This window comes from Pseudomonas sp. TE3552, from assembly GCF_056278945.1.
This window is the reverse complement of record NZ_JBWBQJ010000001.1, coordinates 5,824,484-5,849,244: the sequence shown is the minus strand read 5'-3', so window position 1 is coordinate 5,849,244 and position 24,761 is coordinate 5,824,484. Positions and strand designations below refer to the sequence as shown.

The 24,761-nt window shown below is 60.6% G+C and carries 18 protein-coding genes and 2 pseudogenes; 4 read left to right on the top strand and 16 right to left on the bottom strand.

Features of this window, described 5'->3' with window-relative positions; translation table 11 throughout:
• Positions 1–65: 65 nt before the first annotated feature.
• The 4 genes and pseudogenes from creD to rloA2 all read right to left on the bottom strand — a co-directional run bounded on the left by creD (position 66) and on the right by rloA2 (position 4,211).
• A complete protein-coding gene (gene creD, locus ACZ9BB_RS26455; RefSeq protein WP_476217579.1) occupies positions 66–1,436 on the bottom strand; it encodes a cell envelope integrity protein CreD in 1,371 nt (456 codons plus the stop codon).
• Between the two features lie 109 nt (positions 1,437–1,545).
• A pseudogene (gene creC / locus ACZ9BB_RS26450) lies at positions 1,546–2,965 on the bottom strand (two-component system sensor histidine kinase CreC).
• Positions 2,965–3,645 carry a two-component system response regulator CreB gene (gene creB / locus ACZ9BB_RS26445; protein WP_476217577.1) on the bottom strand — a complete coding sequence of 227 codons (681 nt, stop codon included), beginning with the start codon at positions 3,643–3,645 and terminating at the stop codon, positions 2,965–2,967. Before creB ends, creC begins: the two are co-directional and overlap by 1 nt.
• A gap of 59 nt (positions 3,646–3,704) precedes the next feature.
• Positions 3,705–4,211, bottom strand: coding sequence for a retropepsin-like aspartic peptidase RloA2 (rloA2, locus tag ACZ9BB_RS26440; RefSeq protein WP_008008151.1), 507 nt, complete (start codon positions 4,209–4,211; stop codon positions 3,705–3,707).
• Between the two features lie 322 nt (positions 4,212–4,533).
• On the opposite strand from rloA2, the gene ACZ9BB_RS26435 reads away from it, so the two are divergent.
• Positions 4,534–5,418: an acyltransferase gene (locus tag ACZ9BB_RS26435; protein ID WP_476217575.1), complete on the top strand. Its 885-nt coding sequence runs from the start codon at positions 4,534–4,536 to the stop codon at positions 5,416–5,418.
• A 1-nt stretch (position 5,419) separates the two neighbouring features.
• Here the strand turns inward: ACZ9BB_RS26435 and ACZ9BB_RS26430 are convergent, their stop codons facing one another.
• The 9 genes from ACZ9BB_RS26430 to ACZ9BB_RS26390 all read right to left on the bottom strand — a co-directional run bounded on the left by ACZ9BB_RS26430 (position 5,420) and on the right by ACZ9BB_RS26390 (position 16,403).
• Entirely contained in the window at positions 5,420–6,034 is a 615-nt protein-coding gene (locus ACZ9BB_RS26430) for a DUF2780 domain-containing protein (protein WP_476217573.1), read from the bottom strand.
• A gap of 254 nt (positions 6,035–6,288) precedes the next feature.
• Positions 6,289–7,488, bottom strand: a complete 1,200-nt coding sequence (gene fdhA / locus ACZ9BB_RS26425; protein WP_008008145.1) for a formaldehyde dehydrogenase, glutathione-independent — start codon at positions 7,486–7,488, stop codon at positions 6,289–6,291.
• A 138-nt stretch (positions 7,489–7,626) separates the two neighbouring features.
• Positions 7,627–8,484: a formyltetrahydrofolate deformylase gene (gene purU / locus ACZ9BB_RS26420; RefSeq protein WP_095633662.1), complete on the bottom strand. Its 858-nt coding sequence runs from the start codon at positions 8,482–8,484 to the stop codon at positions 7,627–7,629.
• Between the two features lie 238 nt (positions 8,485–8,722).
• Entirely contained in the window at positions 8,723–9,355 is a 633-nt protein-coding gene (locus ACZ9BB_RS26415; RefSeq protein WP_476217570.1) for a sarcosine oxidase subunit gamma, read from the bottom strand.
• A 128-nt stretch (positions 9,356–9,483) separates the two neighbouring features.
• Complete coding sequence (locus ACZ9BB_RS26410) at positions 9,484–12,501, bottom strand: sarcosine oxidase subunit alpha (protein WP_476217568.1); 3,018 nt, start codon at positions 12,499–12,501, stop codon at positions 9,484–9,486.
• A complete protein-coding gene (locus ACZ9BB_RS26405) occupies positions 12,498–12,827 on the bottom strand; it encodes a sarcosine oxidase subunit delta (protein WP_476217566.1) in 330 nt (109 codons plus the stop codon). The genes ACZ9BB_RS26410 and ACZ9BB_RS26405 overlap by 4 nt, the downstream gene beginning before the upstream one ends.
• A 14-nt stretch (positions 12,828–12,841) precedes the next feature.
• Positions 12,842–14,092, bottom strand: a complete 1,251-nt coding sequence (locus ACZ9BB_RS26400) for a sarcosine oxidase subunit beta (protein ID WP_007907561.1) — start codon at positions 14,090–14,092, stop codon at positions 12,842–12,844.
• Positions 14,093–14,115: 23 nt separating this feature from the next.
• Positions 14,116–15,369 carry a serine hydroxymethyltransferase gene (gene glyA / locus ACZ9BB_RS26395; protein WP_476217563.1) on the bottom strand — a complete coding sequence of 418 codons (1,254 nt, stop codon included), beginning with the start codon at positions 15,367–15,369 and terminating at the stop codon, positions 14,116–14,118.
• A 317-nt stretch (positions 15,370–15,686) separates the two neighbouring features.
• On the bottom strand, positions 15,687–16,403 hold the full coding sequence (locus tag ACZ9BB_RS26390) for a TraX family protein (RefSeq protein WP_476217561.1): 717 nt from the start codon (positions 16,401–16,403) through the stop codon (positions 15,687–15,689).
• Positions 16,404–16,534: 131 nt separating this feature from the next.
• On the opposite strand from ACZ9BB_RS26390, the gene ACZ9BB_RS26385 reads away from it, so the two are divergent.
• Both ACZ9BB_RS26385 and ACZ9BB_RS26380 read left to right on the top strand, forming a co-directional pair.
• Positions 16,535–17,575, top strand: a complete 1,041-nt coding sequence (locus tag ACZ9BB_RS26385) for a threonine aldolase family protein (protein ID WP_476217559.1) — start codon at positions 16,535–16,537, stop codon at positions 17,573–17,575.
• 138 nt (positions 17,576–17,713) lie between these two features.
• Positions 17,714–18,538 (top strand): SDR family oxidoreductase, encoded by an 825-nt coding sequence (locus ACZ9BB_RS26380; protein WP_476217558.1) that lies wholly within the window; start codon positions 17,714–17,716, stop codon positions 18,536–18,538.
• A 72-nt stretch (positions 18,539–18,610) separates the two neighbouring features.
• Here ACZ9BB_RS26380 and gbcB read toward each other — a convergent pair whose 3' ends face one another.
• Positions 18,611–19,711, bottom strand: coding sequence for a glycine-betaine demethylase subunit GbcB (gene gbcB, locus ACZ9BB_RS26375; protein WP_476217556.1), 1,101 nt, complete (start codon positions 19,709–19,711; stop codon positions 18,611–18,613).
• Positions 19,712–20,151: 440 nt separating this feature from the next.
• On the opposite strand from gbcB, the pseudogene gbcA reads away from it, so the two are divergent.
• A pseudogene (gene gbcA / locus ACZ9BB_RS26370) lies at positions 20,152–21,448 on the top strand (glycine-betaine demethylase subunit GbcA).
• Positions 21,449–21,496: 48 nt separating this feature from the next.
• Here gbcA and ACZ9BB_RS26365 read toward each other — a convergent pair.
• On the bottom strand, positions 21,497–22,741 hold the full coding sequence (locus tag ACZ9BB_RS26365) for a metallophosphoesterase family protein (protein WP_476217554.1): 1,245 nt from the start codon (positions 22,739–22,741) through the stop codon (positions 21,497–21,499).
• Between the two features lie 26 nt (positions 22,742–22,767).
• Entirely contained in the window at positions 22,768–24,636 is a 1,869-nt protein-coding gene (locus ACZ9BB_RS26360; protein WP_476217552.1) for a c-type cytochrome, read from the bottom strand.
• Positions 24,637–24,761 lie beyond the last annotated feature (125 nt).

Genomic DNA, 24,761 nt, shown 5'->3' with positions numbered 1-24,761 from the left:
CTCGGCAATCCGCGTCGCCAACACCTCGCCCACCCGCTGATCCTCACGCAACCCCAACGACCGGCTCATTCCACGGCGCCTATATCAAAGGCCAAGGGTTTCGCGGTTTTCTGCCCGATCCCGTACCAGTCAAGCTTGCGGGTCAGCACCATGAACACGCCCAGCAGGCCGAACAACAGCAACGAGCCCATCAACAGCGCGTAATCCTCGGCACTCAGCAAGCCATAGAGCAAACCGTACAACGCCGCCAACCCCGCCGAAAAACTCAAGCCGTGGCGCACGCTGCGCAGCACATGGCAGACATAGAAGCCGATCAACGCCACACAACCACTCGCCGACAGCAGGTACGCCAGGGTAAAGCCGATGTGTTCGGACAGCGACAACAGCAACAGGTAGAAGAACGCCAGTGCCACGCCCACCAGCGCGTATTGCACCGGGTGTACCGCCAGGCTTTTCAGCACTTCGAAGAGGAAGAAACCGGCGAAGGTCAGGACGATGAACAACAACGCGTATTTAATCGCCCGGTCGCTTTTCAGGTACTGGTCCACCGGGTCGATGAAACTCACGCCGAAGCTGCGACCGCTGAACGCCTCGCACTGGCCGCCAGACACACAACTGTTCAACGCCTCTTGCAGGTTGGTGGAGAAAAACGAGGTCTGCCAGTTGGCGGTAAAACCCTGATCGGTGATTTCACGCTGTGCCGGCAGGTAGTTGCCAATGAAGCTGGGGTGAGGCCAATTGGCGGCCAATGCAACCTTGCTGGTTTTGCCCACCGGCAGAACCTGCAACTGGCCGGTGCCTTGCAGACGCAAGCTGAAACCGAATGCCAGTTCTGTGGCCTGTTTGGTGTCCAGCGCCGGCAACGTCACATGTACACCCTCGCCCAACCAGCCCACTTGGCTACCCGGGACAAAATCCAGATTCTGGCCATTGAGTTCGAGCTTCAGCGCATTCTCGATGCCGCGAATGTCGCTGATGCCGACCGCCAGGAACGGTTGGTCGAAGCGGTAATCGGCGAAGTCTTCCTTGATGCCCAATTGCGCCGGGACCGAGAAATGCCCGCTGATGCGATTGTCGGCATGGAACAGCCGCGCCTCGTAGATACCCCGGGCGCGCAATTCGGTCTGGACCTGGCCGTCCAGTTCAAAGCGCTCCGGCAGGAAATACAAACGGCCGCGCTCCTCGCCGACGTCCTGGTAACGCTGGTTGGTTTTTTCGTTGGTTTTCCAGATGCGTACCGTTTTGCGGTAGGGCACCACCATCAGAGGGCCGCTCAGTTGCTGGCTGTAGCTGGAACTGCGGGCGATGTCTTCAAGCACACCGTCACGCAGTTGCTGGCGCTCCTGGATCACGCCGTTGATCATCAGCAGCGGGATCAGCAACAACAGAATCAAAAGGGCAATCGCCCCGAGTTTCAAGGTCAGGCTACGGTTCATGGGACTCTCCCTGTTTGGATGGGGAGAGTCTGGGATGGGTGTGTGAGGGTTTTATGGGAGAAATGTGGGGATTATGTGGAGACTTGGCCGGCCCCATCGCGACTCGGTCCTAAGGCAAGCACAATATGACTTCAACGCCCCCGTCGACATTCCCGATGCTCATCGCGCCACCATGCAGCTTGACCACCTCTTCAACGAAGTTAAGCCCCAACCCGGTACTTTTACGCCCACTGTCCGGACGTGGCAGCGAGTAGAAACGCTCGCTCAAACGCGGCAATGCATAGTCGGGAATCGCCTCGGCCTGGTTGAATATCCTGAATTCAATGTGTTCACCGACTCGTTCGGCACTCAAGCGCAGTACACCCTGCGCCGGGGTGAAGTCCAAGGCATTCTCCAGCAGATTGCCCAGCGCCTGGCGCAACAGAAACGGTTCGCCGAGCAGATTCAGATCCGCTGCAATCCGCTGCTCCACGTGCAACTGCTTGCCTTCGATTCGCGCAGCCTGCGCATTCAACAGTTCTTCCATCAAACCCGCCAGCGGCACCGCCACCCGCTCTTCCAGGCCTTGACGCTGTTCTACTTGCGCCAGGTTCAACAGTCGTTCGATCAACTGCTGCATGCGCGCACTTTCGCTGTCGATGTTGCTGACAAAGCGCTGCCGCTGGGCCGGCGGCATCTCGCCTTGCAGTAACTCCGCCGCACCACGAATCGCTGCCAGCGGGCTTTTCAATTCATGGGTCAGGGTGTGCACATAACGCTCGACGTAGGCTTTGCCCTCAAGCTGGGTGCGCATCTGTTCCAGCGCCGTGGCCAGTTGCTCCAGCTCGCCGCCACGATAATGCGGCACCTCGACCCGCCGCCCTTCGCTGACTGCCTGGGCATACGCCGTCAACCTCCGCAGCGCCGCGCTCAGCCACCACGACAACAGCGCACCGAACAGCAAACCGAGGCCGACCAGCCCGGCGCCATAAGCCAGCAATCGCCGCTCGGTGCGATCAACGTAAGGCTGCAGCGAGCTATTGGGCTTGGCCACCGTCACCACGCCGATTATCTGGCCGTTGTCGCGAATCGGCGCCCCGACATGCATCACCGACGAATTCGAATCATCCGGGTTGCTGCGCGTCGAACGTGCGCCGTACTCGCCGCGCAGGGTCAGGTAGACGTCGTTCCAGCGCGAGTAGTCCTGGCCCACCGCGATGCCGCTGGAATCCAGCACCACGATGCCCTTGGCATCGGTCACGTAAATCCGGTGGTTGACCTGATTCTTCGGCATTCCCCAGATATTCGCCTTCGGCTGCCGTTCACCCGTAAGCCTTGAGCAGCTCGGGCCAGCGGTTCTGGCTGAGGGTGCCGGCCTTGAAGTCATCGCGCAGGATCTCGGCCATCAGGTTGGCGGTGTCCACCAACGTTTCTTCGGTGGATTGGCGCACACCGGGGCGGATTTCTTCCATCACGGTGTTGAGCACGAAGTAGCCGGTCAGGCCGATGAACAGCACGTAGACCAGAAAAATCCGGATCCCCAGTGACATCAGCTGTGCCCCGGGCTGTAGCTGTAACCGAGGCCGCGATGAGTCTGGATCGGCTCGGCGTCGGCTTTTACCTGGCGCAACTTGGCGCGCACGCTTTTGATGTGGCTGTCGATGCTGCGCTCATAGCCCGCGTCGGCGGCCACACCCAACGCATCGAGCAATTGCTCGCGGCTGAAGACTCGCTCGGGTTGTTCCAGCAGGCATTGCAGCAAACGAAACTCATGGCGAGTCAGGCTCAGCGGCTGGTTGCGATAGCTGATCTGCACCCGTTCGCTGTCGATGCGAAACAGCGCTGACGCCACCTCCGCCACCGGACGTGGCGCCATGCGCTTGAGAATCGCCCGGACCCGCGCCGCCACTTCCCGGGGGCTGAACGGTTTGACCACGTAGTCGTCGGCGCCGATCTCCAGACCCACCACGCGGTCGATCTCGGCGTCACGGGCACTGAGAAAGATCACCGGCACTTCGCTGAAACGCCGCAACTGCTTGCAGGTCTCGAAGCCACTGATATCCGGCAGGCCGATGTCGAGAATGATCAAGTCAGCCGGCGTGGCGCGCTGATGTTCGAGCGCCGCCGCGCCAAGGCTCAACCAGGTGGTGGTAAAGCCCTCGCCCTGCAAGGCGAAAATCAGGGTGTCGGCAATCGCCGCTTCGTCTTCGACAATCAGGATATGAGGCATGGCGTCCGAGCCCGGAAGTTAAGTTGCCGAACGGTGCCCCAAGGCTGATTCGCCGTCAATCAGCAGTCGGGCTTGTCTGCCGTGAAGCGTCGTGCCGGGTTAACCGCCGCGCCGAATTCACGCAGCGCTTTGGCGCCGATCAGCAACGGGTAATTGAAGCTGCTGCGGTCGGTCAGGTTGACCTCTACCGTGCGCTTGACGTTGCCCAGGCACAGTTCCAGATCGACCACCGGACGCTTGGTGGGCTCGATCACTTCCTTGTCATCCTCGTCTTCTTCGGAGCGGGTCTTGATCTTGCTGATCCGCGCGACCTTGTGTTCGTAGACCTTGTTGCTCGCGCCTTTGGTGGCGAGGCGGAAACGCACCCATTCGTCGCCGTCGCGGGTGAAGGTTTCGATGTCTTTGGCCGACAGCGACGCGGTCAGGGCGCCAGTGTCCATTTTGGCCTTGAGGACTTCGCCGCCGATTTCCGGCAGCGCGATGTATTCGTAGCGCCCGTACAGGGTTGGCTCAGCAGCCAGGACCGGCAGGGCCACGAGGGAAAGCAGTGCAAGGAGAGATTTCACGTAATGGGCTTCCTTGAGGAATTGAGGCGCAATGACCGAATTCTAGACCGCAAAAAACCACGATAGTTGGACCACCACAAACCTTTGTGGCGAGGGAGCTTGCTCCCGTTCGGCTGCGTAGCAGTCGTAAATGGTCCATGCGGTGTACCTGAAGGGTTTTGGGGCTGCTTCGCAGCCCAGCGGGAGCAAGCTCCCTCGCCACAGGGGATCTCGTACCGCTGGAAGCATAACCAGGCGAACGTGAAACATTCGTCGTCAGCGATTTGGCCTGCCGTGCGAAGCTGCTTATCATGGCGCGCCCACACGCTTTCAAGAGTGACCTATGCGCCGCCTGCTCACCGGCTGTTTCGTTACCCTGCTGCTATTGCTCAACACCTTGGTCCTGTTCGGGCCTTTGATGGTGTTCGCATTGCTCAAACTGATCCTGCCCGGGCGTTTTCGCGATGATGCCTCATGGGCAGTGATGTGGATTGCCGAAACCTGGGCCGAGATCGACAAACTGATTTTCCATCTGTGCATTCCCACCCAATGGGACATCCGCGGTGGCGATGATTTGCGCGGCGACACCTCGTATCTGGTGATCGGCAACCATCAATCCTGGGTCGATATCCCGGCACTGATCCAGACGCTTAACCGGCGCACGCCGTTCTTCAAATTTTTTCTCAAGAAAGAACTGATCTGGGTGCCGTTCCTGGGCCTGGCCTGGTGGGCGTTGGACTATCCATTCATGAAGCGCTACACCAAGGCATTTCTGGCAAAGAACCCGGAGCTGGCCGGCAAGGACCTGGAGATTACCAAACAAGCCTGTGAGTTGTACAAGCGCCAACCGGTGACGGTGGTCAATTACCTGGAAGGCACCCGCTACACCACGGCGAAAAGCGCCCAACAGCAATCACCGTTCACCCACCTGCTCAAGCCCAAGGCTGGCGGCGTGGCGTTCGTGCTGGCGGCGATGGGCGAACAGCTGGATGCCATTCTCGATGTGACGGTGGTGTATCCGCAGCAGAAGATTCCGGGGTTCTGGGATTTAATCAGCGGTAACGTGCCCAAGGTGATCATCGATATCCAGACGCGGGAACTGGACCCGGCGCTGTGGCAAGGCGATTACGAAAACGATCCGGTGTTTCGCGAATACGTCCAGAACTGGGTGAACCAGCTCTGGATCGAGAAGGACCGGCGCATCAAGGCACTGCGCGCCGAGGGCTGACTCAGCTACCGGCGCCTGTGCCCCAGATCCCGCCGAGGTTTTGCAACAACGAACCGGCAACGCCTTGCTGACCGAGGTATTGCAGGATCACCGGGGCAAACACGCCGACCATCCCGGTGTCCATGCCCAAGGCGCTGAAGGCGTTGTTCAGGTCCTTGGTGTCCTTGACGTTACCCAGCAAGCCATCGAGCAACGCATTCTTGTCCGAGCCCGCGCCGAGCAGCCCACCCAAGCCAGTCAGACCACTGATCGCGCTGTTGCCGGCGATCTGAGCGAGGCCCGGCACGGTTTTGCTCAGTTCGGAGAAGTCCTGGCCGCTGAGCTGATTCCTCGCCAGCCCCAGCATCGCACCGGCACCGCCGATGGCCTGCTCCGGGGTGATGTCGAGCTGCGAACCCAGGGTATTGAGCAAACCGGCCGCCTTGGGCGCCGCCGCCACGATGCCATCGACATCATCGGCCTCGACACCCTCGACATCCTCGTCGTCCTGCATCGTCGACACCGCCTTGACCGCATCGCTGAGGCTTAACTGTGCAAAGGCCGGGCTGGCGGCCAGCGTCGTCAACGAAGCGACAGCCATGAGCGATGCCAGTGCAAAACCGCGTGAAACGTTCATCCAGACATCCTCTTGTGCCATGAAAAACCGCCCGGTAACGGGGGGGCGGCAAAACTGCTGATTGGACCGGGTGTACGCCAGCATGTTCCTCGTCTGCGTGGGCATTTTTCCTCAGGTGGCGCCTATAAAACGCGCCTCCTGAGACGCGACCGACGAACGGTACGACCGAACCGGCTGCGCTTTGGTTCTGGTGCCACTCGCCATAAAAAAAGGGCGACATCACTGTCGCCCTTTTTTCCGTCTTGCTCCAGGCCTTACGCCGCGCTGAACAACTTGTGCGGATCGATCACAAACTTCTTCGGCACGCCCGCATCGAACTCGCCGTAACCACGCGGGGCGTCGTCGAGGCTGATGACTTCGACACCCACGATGTCGGCAATCTTGATGCGGTCCCACATGATGGCTTGCATCAGTTGGCGGTTGTACTTCATCACCGGGGTCTGGCCAGTGTGGAAGCTGTGGGATTTGGCCCAGCCCAGACCGAAGCGAATGCTCAGGCTGCCCATTTTCGCGGCAGCATCCACTGCACCCGGATCTTCGGTGACGTACAGGCCAGGAATACCGATTTTGCCAGCGACGCGAACCACGCCCATCAGCGAGTTGAGTACGGTGGCCGGAGCCTCGTGCTTCACGCCGGCATGGCCGTGACCGCGAGCTTCGAAGCCTACGGCATCGACGGCGCAGTCCACTTCCGGTTCGCCCAACAGTGCAGCGATTTGTTCGTGCAGTGGGGTGTCTGTCGACAGGTCGGCGATTTCGAAACCCTGAGCCTTGGCATGGGCCAGGCGGATCGGGTTGACGTCACCGATGATCACCACCGCAGCACCCAGCAGGCGAGCGGAAGCGGCAGCTGCCAGGCCAACCGGGCCGGCCCCGGCGATGTACACGGTGCTGCCAGGGCCAACGCCGGCAGTCACTGCGCCGTGGTAACCGGTGGGCAGGATGTCGGAGAGGCAGGTCAGGTCACGGATTTTTTCCATGGCCCGGTCGCGATCTGGAAGTTTCAGCAGGTTGAAGTCGGCATACGGCACAAACGCGTATTCGGCTTGGCCACCGGTCCAGTCACCCATGTCGACATAACCATAGGCACCGCCCGGACGCGCCGGGTTAACGCTCAGGCAGACGCCAGTATGTTGCTCTTTGCACGAACGGCAACGGCCACAGGCAACGTTGAAAGGAACCGACACCAAGTCGCCGATCTGCAGGTTCTCGACACCGCTGCCCTTCTCGATCACTTCACCCGTGATCTCGTGGCCCAGCACCAGACCGGTCTGAGCGGTGGTGCGACCGCGCACCATGTGCTGATCGGAACCACAGATGTTGGTGGAAACTACGCGCAGGATGACACCGTGCTCGATCTTCCTGCCGCGCGGGTCCTGCATTTTGGGATAGTCGATTTTCTGTACTTCGACCTTGCCAGCGCCGAGATACACCACACCACGATTACCAGACATGCTTTCACCTCGCTGTTGTTTTTATGTAGCGGTCGCGTCGCCAGGAAGCGGCGGCGCGTTGATTGCTCGGTAAATCAAAAGATCGCCGCCTTCGGCAGCTCCTACAGAGCCATGCGATCTTTTCAGGCAGTGAAAACGCTAGAGAACAACTGTCCTGTTAGCGTTAAGGAACACGCGTCTTTCAATGTGATAACCCACGGCCCGCGCCAGGGTCAGCCCTTCGATATCACGCCCCTTGGCGATCAAGTCTTCGGGATAGTGGCTGTGATCCACAGCCTCCACGCCCTGGGCGATGATCGGGCCTTCATCCAGGTCGTTGTTGATGTAATGCGCCGTAGCGCCGACCAGTTTCACGCCTTTGTTGTAGGCCTGGTGATACGGCTTGGCGCCCTTGAAACCCGGCAGCAGGGAGTGGTGGATATTGATCGCCTTGCCATCGAGCTTGCGGCACAGCTCTGGCGACAGGACCTGCATGTAGCGGGCAAGAATCACCAGTTCGGCGCCGGCCTCTTCGATCACCTGCCAGACCTGACGCTCCTGGGACGGCTTGTCGTTCGGGTCCAGCGGAAAATGGTAGTACGGAATCTGATGCCAGTCGGCCAACGGCTTGAGGTCCGGGTGGTTGGAGACCACGGCGACCACGTCCATCGACAACTGACCGATGCGCTGGCGGTAGAGCAAGTCGTTGAGGCAGTGATCGGCCTTGGACACCATGATCACCACTTTTGGCCGGTGATGCGGCGGGGTCAGTTCAAAGACCATCCCGAAGGCATCACCACGTTCCGCCAGACCTGCACGAAAAGCTTGTTCGTCGAAACCGTCGGGCTGACGGAATTCCACGCGAATGAAGAAACGGCCCGAGAGCCGGTCATCGAAAGAATGGTGCTCGGTGACGTAGCAGCCCTGCTCGAACAGAAAGCGGGTCACCGCATCCACGGTGCCGAGGACGCTTGGGCAATCGGCGGTCAGAATCCATGTGTCTGGGGCGCGGCTCATAGTGCGGTGACTCCTGTTCGAAAATACCTACACGACTGCGAAGACTGGCGATGACCTTGTGGAAAGGGGCTTGCCTGTGGCGAGGGGGCTTGCCCCCGTTCGGCGGCGAAGCCGTCGTAAACCAGTCAACTCAATCTGCCTGACAAACCGCGTTCTGAGGTTTTAGGGCCGCTTCGCAGCCCAACGGGGGCAAGCCCCCTCGCCACAAAAGCTCCCTCACCACAGATGGGAACGATCGTTACGCCTGAACGCTAAGGCCGTATTCGGCGGCCGCATCCTGCAACCACAACCACCAGTAATCCGAGAAGCTGCGACGAATCAGCAGTTCCCAAGTGTCTTCGGCGGTGTGGCGGATCATCAGTTGCGACTTGGCGAACACCGTGCCGACAGCCTTGCCCACCGGGAAGTTGTTGGGGTGCACGTCGTAGCTGGTGGACTTCATCAGCACCTGGCGTACGTTCGGGCCGCTGAGTTCGAGGATCTGCTGGCCACCGCTGACGTTGACGATCTGGATGTGCAGGTCGCCCAGCGCTTCACGGAGTTTTTTCTCGGCGGCGAATTCTTCACCGGTCGGGACGATCAGCAGCCATTCATCCGGCCCCATCCATTGCAGGCTGGTTTCGCCTTTGATGACCACGGTCAGCGCAGGCGGCAATTCCAGGCCAAGGGCCTTGTGCACGCCAGCGGCGAACGCCGCGTCGTGGCCATCGCCACGAATGGTCAGGTGACCGAGGAGTTTTTTCTCACGCACGATCACACCGGCGTTCTTGCGACCCTTGCCCACCAGGCTGGCGAGGTCGGCATGATGCAGCGACGACTCGGCCTTGGCCCCAGTGGTTGGGCGTTGTTGGTAAACATTGGCTGCGGTCATAAAGCACCTTTCCTGTATTCGTATCCCTGTGGGAGCGGGCTTGCCCGCGATGGGAGCAACTCGGTCTGCCTGAGGCACCGCGTTATCGTTCATCGCGGGCAAGCCACGCTCCCACAGGTACTGTGGTGTTAGACGTTCTGGCGATCGCCTTTCGGATCGAAGAACACCGAAGAAACGATTTCCGCCTCGATCACGCTGCCGTCGGCCAGCGGTGCGAACACCCGCTCACCCATGCGCTTCAAGCCGCCTTTCACCACGCCCATGGCAAACGAATAGCCCAGGGAGTTGTGCAGGTAACTGGAAGTCACGTGACCGACCATGGTCATCGGGATGGTTTGCTTGGTGTTGAACACCAGTTGCGCACCTTCGGGCAGCCACTTGGTCGGATCGATCGGCTTCAGACCAACCAATTGTTTGCGTTGATCACGCACGCAGTCTTCGCGGTTCATGCCACGCCAGCCGATCCACGAGAACGGTTTGGTGCGACCGACACACCAGCCCATGTTCAGGTCGTCCGGGGTCATCGAGCTGTCAGTGTCCTGACCGACGATGATGAAGCCCTTCTCGGCCCGCAGTACGTGCATGGTTTCGGTGCCGTACGGGGTCAGGTTGTATTTCTTGCCGGCCTCGACGATTTTCTCGAGCACGCCCATGGCGTAGTCGGCCTGCACGTTGACTTCGTACGACAGCTCACCGGTAAACGAAATCCGGAATATCCGCGCCGGTACGCCACCGACCAGGGCTTCTTTCCAGGTCATGAACGGGAAGGCATCGTTGCCCAGATCGGCGTCGGTGACTTCGCTGAGCAGCTTGCGGCTGTTCGGCCCGGACAGGGTCATGGTTGCCCAATGATCCGTCACGGAAGTGAAGTACACCTTCAGGTCTGGCCATTCGGTCTGGTGGTAGATTTCCAGCCATTGCAGCACGCGTGCAGCGCCGCCGGTGGTGGTGGTCATCACGAAATGGTTGTCGGCCAGGCATGCGGTCACGCCGTCGTCGAACACCATGCCGTCTTCTTTACACATCAGGCCGTAACGGGCCTTGCCCACGTCGAGCTTGGTCCAGGCGTTGGTGTAGATGCGGTTGAGGAACTCGCGCGAATCCGGGCCCTGGATGTCGATCTTGCCCAGGGTCGAAGCGTCCAGCAGGCCGACGCTGTCGCGCACGGCTTTGCATTCGCGTTTTACCGCAGCGTGCAGGTCTTCACCGTTTTTCGGGAAGTACCAAGGACGTTTCCACTGACCGACGTCTTCGAATTCAGCACCGTTCTTCACGTGCCAGTGATGCAGCGCGGTGAAACGCACCGGCTCGAAGATGTGCCCACAGTGACGGCCGGCCACGGCGCCGAAAGTCACCGGCGTGTAGTTCGGACGGAACATGGTGGTGCCCATCTGCGGGATGGTCACGTTCAACGAACGGGCGGCAATGGCCAGGCCGTTGACGTTGCCGAGCTTGCCCTGATCGGTGCCGAAGCCCAATGCGGTGTAGCGTTTGACGTGCTCGACCGACTCGAAGCCTTCGCGGGTCGCCAGTTCGATGGCGGCAGCGGTGACGTCGTTCTGCAGGTCGACGAATTGCTTCGGCGCACGGGCAGTGGCTTTTTCGTGAGGCACCTGGAACAGCGCCAAAGTCGGCTCTTCCAGACGGCTCAGGGCTTTGGGCAGTACGCCTTCGACCTTGCCGAAACCGGCTTCGCTGGCAGCGCGAGCACCGCCTTCAAAACCATCGGCCAGCGAATCGCCGAGGCTGTAGACGCCATTGATGCCACCGACGCATACGCGTTTTTGCGGTGCTTCGCCCGGTACGAAACCGAGGATATCTTCACGCCAGATCGGCTTGCCACCCAGGTGCGACGCCAGGTGAACCACTGGGCTGTAACCGCCGGAACTGGCGACCAGGTCGCAATCGAGCCACTCGCCCGGACTGGTCACGGTGTGTGCTTTTACATCAATCGCGGCAACACGAGCGGCGGTCACGTGCTTGCTGCCACGGGCCTCGATCACGGCGCTGCCGGTCAGGATGCGGATGCCTTTGGCGCGCGCTTCTTCCACCAGCGCACCGCGCGGGTTGCTGCGGGCGTCGGCGATGGCCACCACTTGCAGGCTGGCGTCGAGCCAGTCCAGGGCAACGCGGTAGGCGTGGTCGTTGTTGGTCGACAGCACCAGTTTCTTGCCCGGTGCCACGCCGTAGCGACGTACATAAGTCGACACAGCGCCGGCGAGCATGTTGCCCGGCACGTCGTTGTTGCCGTAAACCAGTGGACGCTCATGAGCGCCGGTCGCCAGCACCACACGCTTGGCGCGAACCCGGTGGATGCGCTGACGCACCTGGCCAATCGGGGCACGGTCACCGAGGTGATCGGTGAGGCGCTCGTGAATGGTCAGGAAGTTATGGTCGTGGTAACCGTTGACCGTGGCGCGCGGCAACAGCAGCACGTCCGGGGTGTTTTTCAGTTCTGCGATGACGCTGGCGACCCACTCGGTGGCAGGCTTGCCGTCGAGGCTTTCGCGGGAATCGAGCAGGCTGCCGCCAAACTCTTCCTGCTCATCGGCCAGGATCACACGCGCACCGCTACGGGCAGCCGCCAGTGCAGCCGCCAGACCCGCAGGGCCAGCGCCGACGATCAGCACGTCGCAGTGCTGGTTCATGTAGTCGTAGGTGTCCGGATCGTTCTCGGTCGGCGAACGGCCAAGACCTGCTGCCTTACGAATGTACTTCTCGTAAGTCATCCAGAACGATTGCGGGTACATGAAGGTTTTGTAGTAGAAGCCCGGCGGCATCAGCTTGCCGCCGACCTTGCCGAGAATCCCCATCATGTCGTTGTTCACGCTTGGCCAGCCGTTGGTGCTGGTGGCAACCAGGCCTTGATACAGCGCTTGTTGCGTGGCGCGTACGTTCGGGATCTGCGTGGCTTCGGTCGCACCGATCTGCAGCACAGCGTTCGGCTCTTCGGCGCCGGCGGCGAAGATGCCGCGTGGACGCGAGTACTTGAAGCTGCGGCCGATGATGTCGACACCGTTGGCCAGCAACGCTGCAGCCAGGGAATCGCCTTCAAAGCCTTTGTAGACCTGGCCGTTGAAGGTGAAGCTCAGCACTTTGTTGCGGTCGATGCGTCCGCCGTTGGACAGGCGATTGATCTGGCTCATACCTTCTCTCCCAGAGCCGTGGCGGCCGCTTTCGGGCTGTCGGTCTTGTCGGTGAACTGCGGCTTGGTGCCGATCTTGTAGGTTTCGAGAATCTCGTAGGTCACGGTGTCACGGGTGACGTTGAAGTACTGATGGCAACCGGCGACGTGATCCCACAGCTCGTGGTGCAGACCGCGAGGGTTGTCGCGGAAGAACATGTAGTCGCCCCACTCCTCGTCGGTGCAGCTGTTCGGGTCCAGTGGGCGCGGGATGTGCGCCTGGCCGGATGCATGGAATTCCTCTTCGGAGCGCAGTTCGCCACAGTGAGGACAGAAGATATGCAACATAGGGATTTCTCCTGTTAGTGGGCGACTGCTGCAGCGCCGTGTTCGTCGATCAACGCACCGCTATGGAAACGGTCGATGGAGAAAGGTGCAGCCAATGGGTGCATTTCACCCTTGGCCAGGCTGGCGGCAAACACGTTGCCCGAGCCAGGTGTGGCCTTGAAGCCACCGGTGCCCCAACCGCAGTTGAAGAACATGTTCGGTACCGGGGTTTTCGAGATGATCGGGCACGCGTCCGGGGTGGTGTCGACGATGCCGCCCCACTGACGGTTCATGCGTACGCGCGACAGCACCGGGAACATCTCGACGATGGCCTGAATGGTGTGTTCGATCACCGGGTACGAACCACGCTGGCCGTAGCCGTTGTAGCCGTCGATACCGGCGCCGATCACCAGGTCGCCCTTGTCGGACTGGCTGATGTAACCGTGTACGGCGTTGGACATGATCACGCTGTCGATAATCGGCTTGATCGGCTCGGACACCAGCGCTTGCAGCGGATGAGATTCGATCGGCAGACGGAAACCGGCGAGTTTGGCCATGTGCCCGGAGTTACCGGCAGTCACCACGCCGACGCGCTTGGCGCCGATGAAGCCCTTGTTGGTTTCAACACCGATACACACGCCGTTTTCCTTGCGGAAACCGATCACTTCGGTCTGCTGGATCAGGTCCACGCCCAAGGCGTCGGCGGCACGGGCAAAGCCCCACGCCACGGCATCGTGACGGGCCACGCCGCCGCGACGCTGGACGGTTGCGCCCATCACCGGGTAGCGAGTGTTTTTCGAGCAGTCGAGGTACGGAATCTCGTCGGCTACTTGTTTGGCATCGAGCAGTTCACCGTCCACGCCGTTGAGGCGGTTGGCGCTGACCCGACGCTCGGAATCACGAATGTCCTGCAGGGTGTGGCACAGGTTGTAGACGCCACGCTGGGAGAACATCACGTTGTAGTTCAGGTCCTGGGACAGGCCTTCCCACAGTTTCATGGCGTGTTCGTACAAGTGAGCCGACTCGTCCCACAGGTAGTTGGAGCGCACGATGGTGGTGTTGCGCGCGGTGTTACCGCCGCCCAGCCAGCCTTTCTCGACCACGGCCACGTTGGTGATGCCATGTTCCTTGGCCAGGTAGTAGGCGGTCGCCAGACCGTGCCCGCCACCGCCGACGATGACCACGTCATAGACCTTTTTCGGGGTCGGCGTGCGCCACATCTTCTGCCAGTTTTCATGATGGCTGAGGGAGTGTTTGAAGAGGCCGAAGCCCGAATAGCGTTGCATAGTCATTTACTCCAAAACCGCGCTCAGCGATAAACCGGGAAGTCCGCGCACAGGGCTGCCACATGCTTGGCGACATTGGCCTCGACATCGGCGTCGCCGAGGTTGTCGAGGATGTCGCAGATCCAGCCGGCCAGTTCCGTGCACTGGGCAACCTTGAAGCCGCGAGTGGTCACCGCCGGGGTGCCGATACGCAGGCCGGAGGTCACGAACGGCGACTGTGGATCGTTCGGCACAGCGTTCTTGTTCACGGTGATGTGGGCGCGACCGAGTGCAGCGTCCGCCTCTTTGCCGGTGAGGCCCTGACGGATCAGGCTGACCAGGAACAGGTGGTTATCGGTACCGCCGGACACTACATCGTAGCCGCGTTTGATAAATACGCCGGCCATGGCCTGGGCGTTGTCGATCACTTGTTGCTGGTAAACCTTGAAGCCAGGCTCCAGCGCTTCCTTGAAGCACACGGCTTTACCGGCGATGACGTGCATCAGCGGGCCGCCCTGGGCACCGGGGAACACGGCAGCGTTGAGTTTCTTCTCGATTTCTTCGTTGGCCTTGGCCAGGATCAGGCCACCACGCGGACCGCGCAGGGTCTTGTGGGTGGTGGTGGTCACTACGTCAGCGTAAGGCAGCGGATTGGGGTACAGGCCAGCAGCGACCAGACCGGCAACGTGAGCCATGTCGACGAACAGCAGCGCACCGACCTTGTCGGCGATCTGACGGAAGCGTGGGAAGTCGAGGGTCTTGGAGTAGGCAGAGAACCCGGCGACGATCATCTTCGGCTTGCATTCAACGGCCAGGCGCTCAACTTCGTCGTAGTCAATCAGCCCGGTCTTGGTGTCGATGCCGTACTGCACGGCGTTGTACAGTTTGCCCGAGGACGACACCTTGGCGCCGTGAGTCAGGTGGCCGCCATGGGCCAGGCTCATGCCCAGGATGGTGTCGCCGGCTTGCAGCAGGGCCAGGTACACGGCGCTGTTGGCCGAAGAACCGGAGTGCGGCTGAACGTTGGCGTAATCGGCACCGAACAGTTGCTTGGCGCGTTCGATGGCCAGGGCTTCGACCTTGTCGACGTGCTCGCAGCCACCGTAGTAGCGCTTGCCCGGATAGCCTTCGGCGTATTTGTTGGTCAGGCCGCTGCCTTGCGCTTCCATCACGCGCTTGCTGGTGTAGTTCTCTGACGCGATCAGCTCGATGTGATCTTCCTGGCGTTGCTCCTCGGCATTCATCGCCGCCAGCAGTGCATCGTCGTAACCTTTGATCTGGTCTTGCTTGCTGAACATCGCGTCTCTCCCAGCGGCATCTATGCGCCATTCGTCTCGGTAAGGCACTGGCGTTACGGCAGTGCCCTTTGGATGCGATGGTATGACCGGCGCAGACAGGTCAAATGCCTATGGACGCCACGCAAAGGTGCGTTTACGACATGGGCCGAAATGGGTGACGGGACGAACCTCCCTGTGGCGAGGGAGCTTGCTCCCGCTCGACTGCGAAGCCGTCGTAAAACCGACAAATTCGATCTAACTGGCTAACCGCATGCGCTGGGTTTGGGTCTGCTGCGCAGCCCAGCGGGAGCAAGCTCCCTCGCCACAGAGGACGGGGGTCAGGCGATGAGTTGGCGCAAAGCCAGAAGTGCGAGGAAATGCCCGGGATAAAGTGCATAAGCCCAGCGGCGCATCGGCGGTGGCTGGATGCCTTGGGCATGTCGCAATAGCAGCAGGCCCGACAATGGCGCAATCAGACAAACGGCAATGCCGAGGATCGCCGCACCGCTGCCGAACCGGGCAGCGGAATACAGCACTTGCCACTGATTGGCCGCCAGGCACACCAACCCCGGCAGCAGGCTGAAATACCAGGGACGCCTGATCACCAGCAGCATCGCCAGCGGCAACAGCACGCCGAAGAAACCGAACATCAGTCGCTGCGGGAACAGTGCCGCCAGCAACAAGGCAGCCGCCGCCAACAGTCGCGACTGAACTGCCTCGTGCTGCCAGCCCCGGGCCACCAATAAACCGAGGGTAAGCGTGGGCAACACGTTCAAGGTGTCGTGGTCAGGGATGTATAACCGGTAGGGAATTTCGCTCAGGGCACTAAACAGCAACAACCAACCGAGGTAGCGCCATTGGCCGTCGGTCGTTACTGCCTGTGCCCGCGACAAGTTCGCCGCCATCGCCAGGCAGAACCACGGGAACGCCAATCTGCCCGGCACATACAGCAGATCGATGGAGTAACCGACATATCGCAGGTGATCGAGCACCATACTCAGTAGCGCCAGCCACTTGAGCAGATCCAGTGCCCCATCCCTTGGAGTCATGTGCATAATTGCCCGTCGTCTTTGTATTTTTCTGACAGCATCATCCCGTGTGCTCCCCGGACGATCTTCGGTAAAGTGCGCACCATCATTGACCACGATGCTCTTCACCATAAGAGCCTCGACCACGGAAGCCGGCCATGACCGATAAGAGCCAACAATTCGCCAGCGACAACTATTCCGGTATCTGCCCTGAAGCCTGGGCCGCCATGGAACAGGCCAACCACGGCCACCAACGTGCTTACGGCGACGATGAGTGGACCGCACGCGCGTCCGACGATTTCCGCAAACTGTTCGAAACCGACTGCGAAGTGTTCTTCGCCTTCAACGGCACAGCGGCCAACTCGTTGGCCCTGTCATCGTTGTGCCAGAGTTACCACAGCGTGATCTGCTCGGAAACCGCCCACGTCGAAACCGACGAATGCGGCGCGCCGGAGTTTTTCTCCAACGGCTCAAAACTGCTCATCGCCCGTACCGAAAACGGCAAGCTGACGCCGGAATCGATCCGCGAAATCGCCCTCAAGCGCCAGGACATTCACTACCCCAAACCGCGCGTCGTCACCCTGACCCAGGCCACTGAAGTCGGCAGCGTGTACACCCCGGAAGAAATCCGCGCCATCAGCGTCACTTGTAAAGAACTGGGCCTGAACCTGCACATGGACGGCGCACGTTTCTCCAATGCCTGTGCATACCTGGGCTGCTCGCCAGCCGACCTGACCTGGAAAGCCGGGGTGGACGTGTTGTGCTTCGGCGGCACCAAGAACGGTATGGCGGTGGGCGAGGCGATCCTGTTCTTCAACCACACACTGGCTGAAGACTTCGACTACCGCTGCAAACAGGCCGGGCAACTGGCGTCGAAAATGCGTTTTCTCTCAGCCCCCTGGGTCGGGATTCTGGAAAACGACGCCTGGCTCAAATACGCCCGCCACGCCAACCATTGCGCGCAGTTGCTGGCCGAGCTGGTGAGCGACATTCCTGGCGTGGAGCTGATGTTCCCGGTGCAGGCCAACGGCGTGTTCCTGCAACTGTCGGAACCGGCCATTGCCGCACTGACAGCCAAGGGCTGGCGCTTCTACACCTTCATCGGCAACGGCGGCGCGCGGTTCATGTGCTCCTGGGACACCGAAGAAGAGCGCGTGCGGGAGTTGGCCACAGATATTCGGCACGTAATGGCAGCCTGACACCCCACCAACTTTTGTGGCGAGGGAGCTTGCTCCCTCACCACAGGCTTGCACGCTCCCCCTTCCTCCTGCGCCACTGACTTGGTCTACATTGTTTGTCGAGCCTCCGCTCAGATAACAACGATCAGGAGCGTACGCATGTCACTACAAGGCAAAACCCTGTTCATCACCGGCGCCAGTCGCGGGATTGGTCGTGAGATTGCGCTGCGGGCCGCGCGCGATGGGGCCAACATCGTGATTGCCGCGAAAAGCGCCGCCCCTCACCCCAAACTGCCCGGCACCATCTTCAGCGTGGCGGCGGAAGTCGAAGCTGCGGGCGGTAAGGCGCTGGCACTGGAGGTGGATGTGCGCGATGAAGCCATTGTGCGCCACGCGATGGCTGACGCCTGCGAACATTTCGGTGGCATCGACGCGCTGGTCAACAATGCCGGGGCGATCAAGCTGACCGGCGTGCAACACATCGAACTCAAGCGCTTCGACCTGATGCACCAGATCAACACCCGCGCCGTGCTGCTGTGCAGCCAGGCCGCCTTGCCCTATCTGAAAAAAACCGCTGGCCACATCCTCAACCTGTCGCCGCCGCTGAACCTTGCGACCAAGTGGTTTGCCCAATACAGCCCCTACACCGTCACCAAGTACGGCATGAGCATGCTGACCCTGGGCATGAGCGAGGAATTCGCCGCCTATGGCATCAGCGTCAATTCCCTGTGGCCGCAGACGATGATCGCCACGGCCGCCATCGAGTTTCAACTAGGGTCGCGCGAGTCTTTCAAACATGCCCGCACGCCGGCGATCATGGCGGATGCCGCCTATGCGATTCTGAACAGCAGCGGTCGCAGCATTACCGGGCGGCTGCTGATCGATGAGGAGATTTTGGGCGAGCATGGGGTGACGGATTTTGAAGGGTATCGGTTTGCGCCTGATTCCACCGACCAACTGATGCCAGATCTGTTTGTCGATTGATTGAAGCATGCCCTCTGCAGGAGCAGCCTTCAGCAGCTCCTGCAGAGGTTATTCAACGATCATCTCGACCGATCAATACTCAATCCGCACGTCACCCTTCGGCACACTGCAGCATGACAGGATGAACCCTTCGGCTTCGTCTTCCTCGGTAATCCCGCCGTTGTGCTCCATTTCCACTTCGCCGGCAAGCTTCATCACCTTGCAGGTGCCGCAGATGCCCATGCCGCAGGCCTTGGGGATCATCAGGCCAAGTTTGGCGGCAGCGGCGTGGACGGTTTCGCCCGGGGCCACGCGGATGCTCTTGCCGGAGGCAGTGAATTCCACCTGGTGCAGATCCGCCGCGTCGACTTCCGGCGCGTCCGCTGCTTGTTCGGCTTGTTCCACCGCGTCAGCACGGGCTTCCGGCGGCGTCGCGCCGAAGGATTCTTCGTGATAACGCTTCATGTCGAAACCCGCCGCCTCGAGCATGCGCTTGACCGCATTCATGTACGGGGTCGGGCCACAGCAGAAGACTTCACGATCGAGGAAGTCCGGCGCCATCAATTCGAGCATCTTGTGATTCAGGTAACCGCGATAACCGGCCCACGGCTCGCCCAGACCGTGCTTCTCGCAGATCAGGTGCAGGCTGAAGTTATCGATCCGCGACGCCATGTGTTCCAGCTCGCGGTGGTAAATGATGTCTTTGGGCGAGCGGGCGCTGTGGATAAACACCATGTCGACATTGCCGTTGGTGTCATAGAACCAGCGGGCCATGGACATGCATGGCGTGATGCCGACGCCGCCGCTGAGGTAGAGCACTTTCGGCGCCGGGAAGTCCATGGCGTTGAACAGCCCGACCGGCCCGTGCACCGCCAGCTCCTGGCCTTCGTGCAGGGTGTCGTGCAGCCAGTTGGAGACCTTGCCCCCCGGCACGCGCTTGATGGTCACCGAAAAGCTGTACGGCACCGACGGCGAACTGGAAATGGTGTAGGAGCGCATGATCGGCACGCCGTCGATTTCCAGCTCCAGGGTGACGAACTGCCCGGGTTTGAAGAAGAACAGGATCGGCTGGTCGGCCATAAAGCAGAAGGTGCGCACATCCCAGGTTTCCTGGATGACTTTGACGCAACGGACGATGTGCCGACCATTGGCCCAGGTCTGGGTGGTTACCGGATTCAGGAAACTATTGGACATGCTGATCTCCACGGCCGACTACCGGCCTCTATGTTGGCGATTCTGCGTATAGCGCAGCCCCGCCATTTACCTATCTGCGACATTCACATACTTATCGCGACCAGCCCCCAATTACCGGGGGTTGCGCGTCGGGAACAGATTGGGCCATGTCGCCCATGGATAAGGTTCTGGTGCGCGCCGGCCCCACACTCGCCCCATACCAAGACACAACCTTTACACCTTGCGTAGCAAACCGGTGGCCGGTGTAGCGGGGTTGGGTGGAGCAGGTTCGGATGCGTGAAGTTCTGAGCCAAGGCGCCGCGACGACTCATAGCTAGCTATGGGGAGGAGCGGCAACGCAGGATCAGGACTTCATGCGCCGGACCTGCCCGCCCAACCCCGCTACACCGGCCACATAGCCACTTTCGCCGGCCACACAGAATGGCCTTGAGGATTAAATGATGGACGTCACCACTACCCTGAGCCTGGGCGATCCACTGGAACCCGCACGCAAGGCCACCGCGCAGATGCTGCAAGAGCGCGAGCGCACTTTCTCGCTGCCGCAGCCGTTTTACTCTGACGAGCGGCTGTTTGATATCGACATGCAGGAAATCTTCCAGAAAGAGTGGTTGATCGCCGGCATGACCTGCGAGATCCCGACCAAGGGCAACTACCTGACCCTGCAAGTCGGCAAGAACCCGATCATCGTGATTCGTGGCGCCGATGGCGTGGTCCATGCGTTCCACAACGTCTGCCGTCACCGTGGTTCACGGCTGTGCACCAGTGAAAAAGGCAAGGTCGCCAAACTGGTCTGCCACTACCACCAGTGGACTTACGAGCTGGACGGTCGCCTGCTGTTCGCCGGCACCGAAATGGGCGCCGACTTCGACATGAAGCAATACGGCCTCAAGCCGGTGAACGTGAAGACCGCCGGCGGTTACATCTTCATCAGCCTGGCAGAAAACCCGCCAGCCATTGATGACTTCCTGTCGACGCTCAGCCATTACATGGAACCGTACGACATGGAGAACACCAAGGTGGCGGTGCAAACCACACTTGATGGAAAAGGCCAACTGGAAACTGGTGCTGGAAAACAACCGCGAGTGCTACCACTGCAACGCGTCGCACCCGGAACTGCTGAAAACTCTGTTGGAATGGGACGACGTCACCGACCCGCGTGCCGACCAGGCCTTCAAGGACCACGTAGCCGCTTCCGCCGCTGCCTGGGAAGCCGAGAAGATCCCTTACGCCCACGCCAGTTTCGGCCTGCGTAACCGCATCGTGCGCATGCCGCTGCTCAAGGGCACCGTGTCGATGACCATGGACGGTAAACAGGGCTGCGCCAAACTCATGGGCCGTATCAAGAACCCGGACCTGGGCTCGATGCGCATCCTGCACCTGCCGCACTCGTGGAACCACTGCATGGGCGACCACATCATCGTGTTCACCGTGTGGCCAATCAGCGCTCAGGAAACCATGGTCACCACCAAGTGGATCGTGCACAAGGACGCAGTCGAAGGCGTGGACTACGACGTGGAGCGCATGCGCCAGGTCTGGGATGCGACCAACGACCAGGACCGTCGCCTGGCCGAAGAGAACCAGCGCGGGATCAACTCCACTGCCTACCAGCCTGGGCCTTACTCCAAGACCTATGAGTTCGGTGTGGTGAACTTTGTGGACTGGTACAGCGAGCGCCTGCTGAACAATCTTGGGGCCGAGCCTGCGCCATACCTCAAAGGCGTGCCGGTTCAGGGTTAATCAAGATCTGATCGTTCCCACGCTCCGCGTGGGAACGATCCTTCCCCGCTAAATTGAAGACCACCGCACCGACCCATCCTCGCCAATAAACGTCTCTTCGATGTTCTCCCCCACCAGCCGCACCTTCACATAACCGTTCAGCACCCGATCAGGGTACGCCTCATCCCGCGCATTCTGCGTTTCCGACCACAGCACCCGCGAATGCCCGTTCAGCTCACTGGCATTGCCGTAGGGAATCGCCCCATGCCCGGCGCAGCGCGCATGCAAGCCACCTTGAGTGGCGTAGCAGATGCCATTGTGCAAGTGCCCCCAATACCAGTAATCCGGCTCGCGTCCCAAGGCATCGCACACCGGCTTATACAACGCGGTCTTGTCGTGCCCGGTAATGTCGAAGCCCTGATGGTGACTGAGCACCATGATCTTCTTGCGTTGGGGCAGGTCTTTCATCCAGACGATCTGCTGCTTGTTCAGCGCACCGTCCATGTACAGGTTAATCGGATCCGAGGCATAAGCCGTGTCGAGCCCGATCACCAGCCAGTCATCGTTGTATAACGCAAAATAACTGGTGCCCTGCTGCGCCGGAAAACGCTTGGCCAGTTCCTTGAAGTAGCCATGGGCACCGCTGTACATCTCGTGGTTGGAGTTGAGGGTGAACGAGCCTTGCTTGCCCATGGGCCAGCCGACCATGTCGACGTCTTCCTGGGAGCGGGTGCCGGCGTAATACACATCCCCCAAATGGATGGTGAAGTCGGCCTGGGCCAGTTGCATCTGGCTGGCCACCGCCACCGCCGGGGCATGGCTGTCGAACGGCCCGGTGCCCCAGTCACCGGCAATGGCCAGCGTCACGTCACTGTCCATGCGCATCAGCGCCGGGTTGGTGGCGAACGGCGCGTGATGCCGCAGGTTCTCGATCCACTTCAGTAGCGCCTCGCTCCACAACAGATCCAGCAGCTCCCATTTGCGACAACCGAGCAGGCTGCCGTCCTTGAGTACCCGGGTTTGCAGCTCGTCCACCGATTGCGGCAAGGGGCTGGCATTACCAATGTGCAGGATCGACAAGCCATGGGCCAACTCCCACGGCACACTCGGTTGATCGTCCGGCAAGTCGCCGTGCTTGAGCACGTATTGCGCCTGATCGTGCCCCCGTTGCAGTAGCGCGACGATGGCCTGGTACTCCTGCGGTTCAAGCTCGCTGACGAGCTTCTTCCAGGCCATTTCCAGGCGGGTGAACAAGCCATGCAGGCGCAGCTTGACCTTGTCGTACTCGTGTTCCCAATGACTGACCAATGACATGTCGTTTACCTCCATCCGTAGTGGAATCACAGGGTTTTCATGTACTCGATGAGCGCTCGTTTATCGAGTTCCGACAGCTGCGTGCCGTACAGGTGGCCACCGTTGTGGTTGCCCTCCAGGCGCGTGTCGTATTTGAAGTCCACCGAGGCTTTCATTTGCTCGCCACTGGTGACAAAGCCGACCTTGTCCTGGTCGTAAATGTCGGAACCGGTGAAGAACACCAGCGGCCTTTTTTCCGGTGGTTGCAGCAAATCCCACAGGGTCGGCACCGAACCGTTGTGCAAGTACGGCGCACGCAACCAGATGCCGTCGGTGGGCGTGTTGCTGTAGCTCTGGGTCTTGCGGTAGGCGCCAAAGTCGAACGGCGCTTTCTTGAAGCCGTGGAAGGCTGTCACTAAACCGCTGGTGAACGAGTTCAGCCGATGGGGATCGGTGCCCAGTTCATCGATGTTGGTGGTGACCTGGCCGGTGTCGGTGCGGCCGAAATCATGGCAACCGGCGCAGTTGTTTTCCCAGACCGGCTTGCCCCGGGCGACCTTGGCCTGATCCAGCGCGAACGGCCAGGCCGGCGCCTTGTGGCCCAGCAACCAATTGGTCACCCGGTTGAAACTGTCCGGCAGCACAGACTCCGGCGTCGCGCCAACGGCCATGGCCGCCGCGTAGTTGCGCTCATGGATGTCGTTGTTGTTGCCGTCCCAGTGCAGGTACAGCGACTCCCGGGGTTTCTGGTTCCAGACCTGCGGCAAATCGACGGTGCCGATGGTCGAGTCATCCGGGAAGCCGAACACCACCATTTTCGTCGGGTTGAAGGTGTCGGTGCGCCCCGGACCCTGCGGTGCGCGCAGTTGCTGCCAGGCATAGGCTTGCTTCTGCTTGACCAGTGCGCTCGTGGCCATCGGGATGATCAGATAACGGTTGTACAGGCGCTCGAAAAAACCGAGCTGGAACTTGCTGTTGATCGCGGTCATCACCGCGTCGGTGGTGAATTTCGGGTCGCTCGCGCAATCGTAGGCGAACCACTGAAAGGCCTGCAGTTGCAGGGTATTGGCCGGCGCGGAGGCCACCGGGATGGCGACATCGCTGGCATTGGCCCGGTAGGAGCCGGTGTGGCACAGGGCGCAGTTGGGCTCCACGGTCGGGTAGCCGATCTGCCGCTTGGCCATGCCGATGGGCAGGTCCTTGCCGTTTTCGTAGAGGAAACCGAAGACTTCGTAGCCGCCGGGCTTCGGCATTTTTTCCGGGCACATCTGCGGCAAAACGGCGAACAGGTAATAGGGAATCCGCGCTTCGATGCCCAGGCCGATGGCGGCATATTTGTAGTGGTCTTCGTCGGAGGCGTATTGCTCCGCCGGTACCACCCGCAGCATCTGATACCAGGTTTCGTAGCCGATAAACCCCAATGCCAGTACCACGACCAGTGTGGCGACCTTGAAGCTGTGCCGCTGCCAGCGTCGCGCCCAGGCTGCGCGCCACTCACGCCAGCCGTCGCGAAGCAGCGCCCAGGGCCGATTGGCCGGCGCGCTGCCCAGGTACAGCAGAATCCCGAGGATCAGGAACATGCTCAGATCGCCCAGCAGCATCGGCACAAACACCTGGGCCTGGTTGCTGGTGTTGATCAGGTAGATCCAGAACGCCACGGCAACCAGTCGCGACAACACGCACAACCACGAATGCACGACGTATTTGCGCGCGTTGAAGCCTGACGGCATGTAAAACAGGCTGATCCCCACCAGCAACATGCCGGCGTTCTCCAGCCAAGGATCGGAGAGTTGCGGCGGCATCCCGAGCATCGAGGTCAGCAACGCCGGCACGAACAGCGCCGGAATCGCGAAGACCATGTTCATCACGATGCCTATCCAGATGAAGCGTTGAAACCAGCGGATGTAACTGTCCATGGCATCCATTTCCTTTTTGTCCCAATCCACCAACAAATCTTGAGTGGGCACATACCTGTGGCTAGAGGCTTTTGTGGCGAGGGGGCTTGCCCCCGTTCGGCTGCGAAGCAGTCGTGAAACCTGCA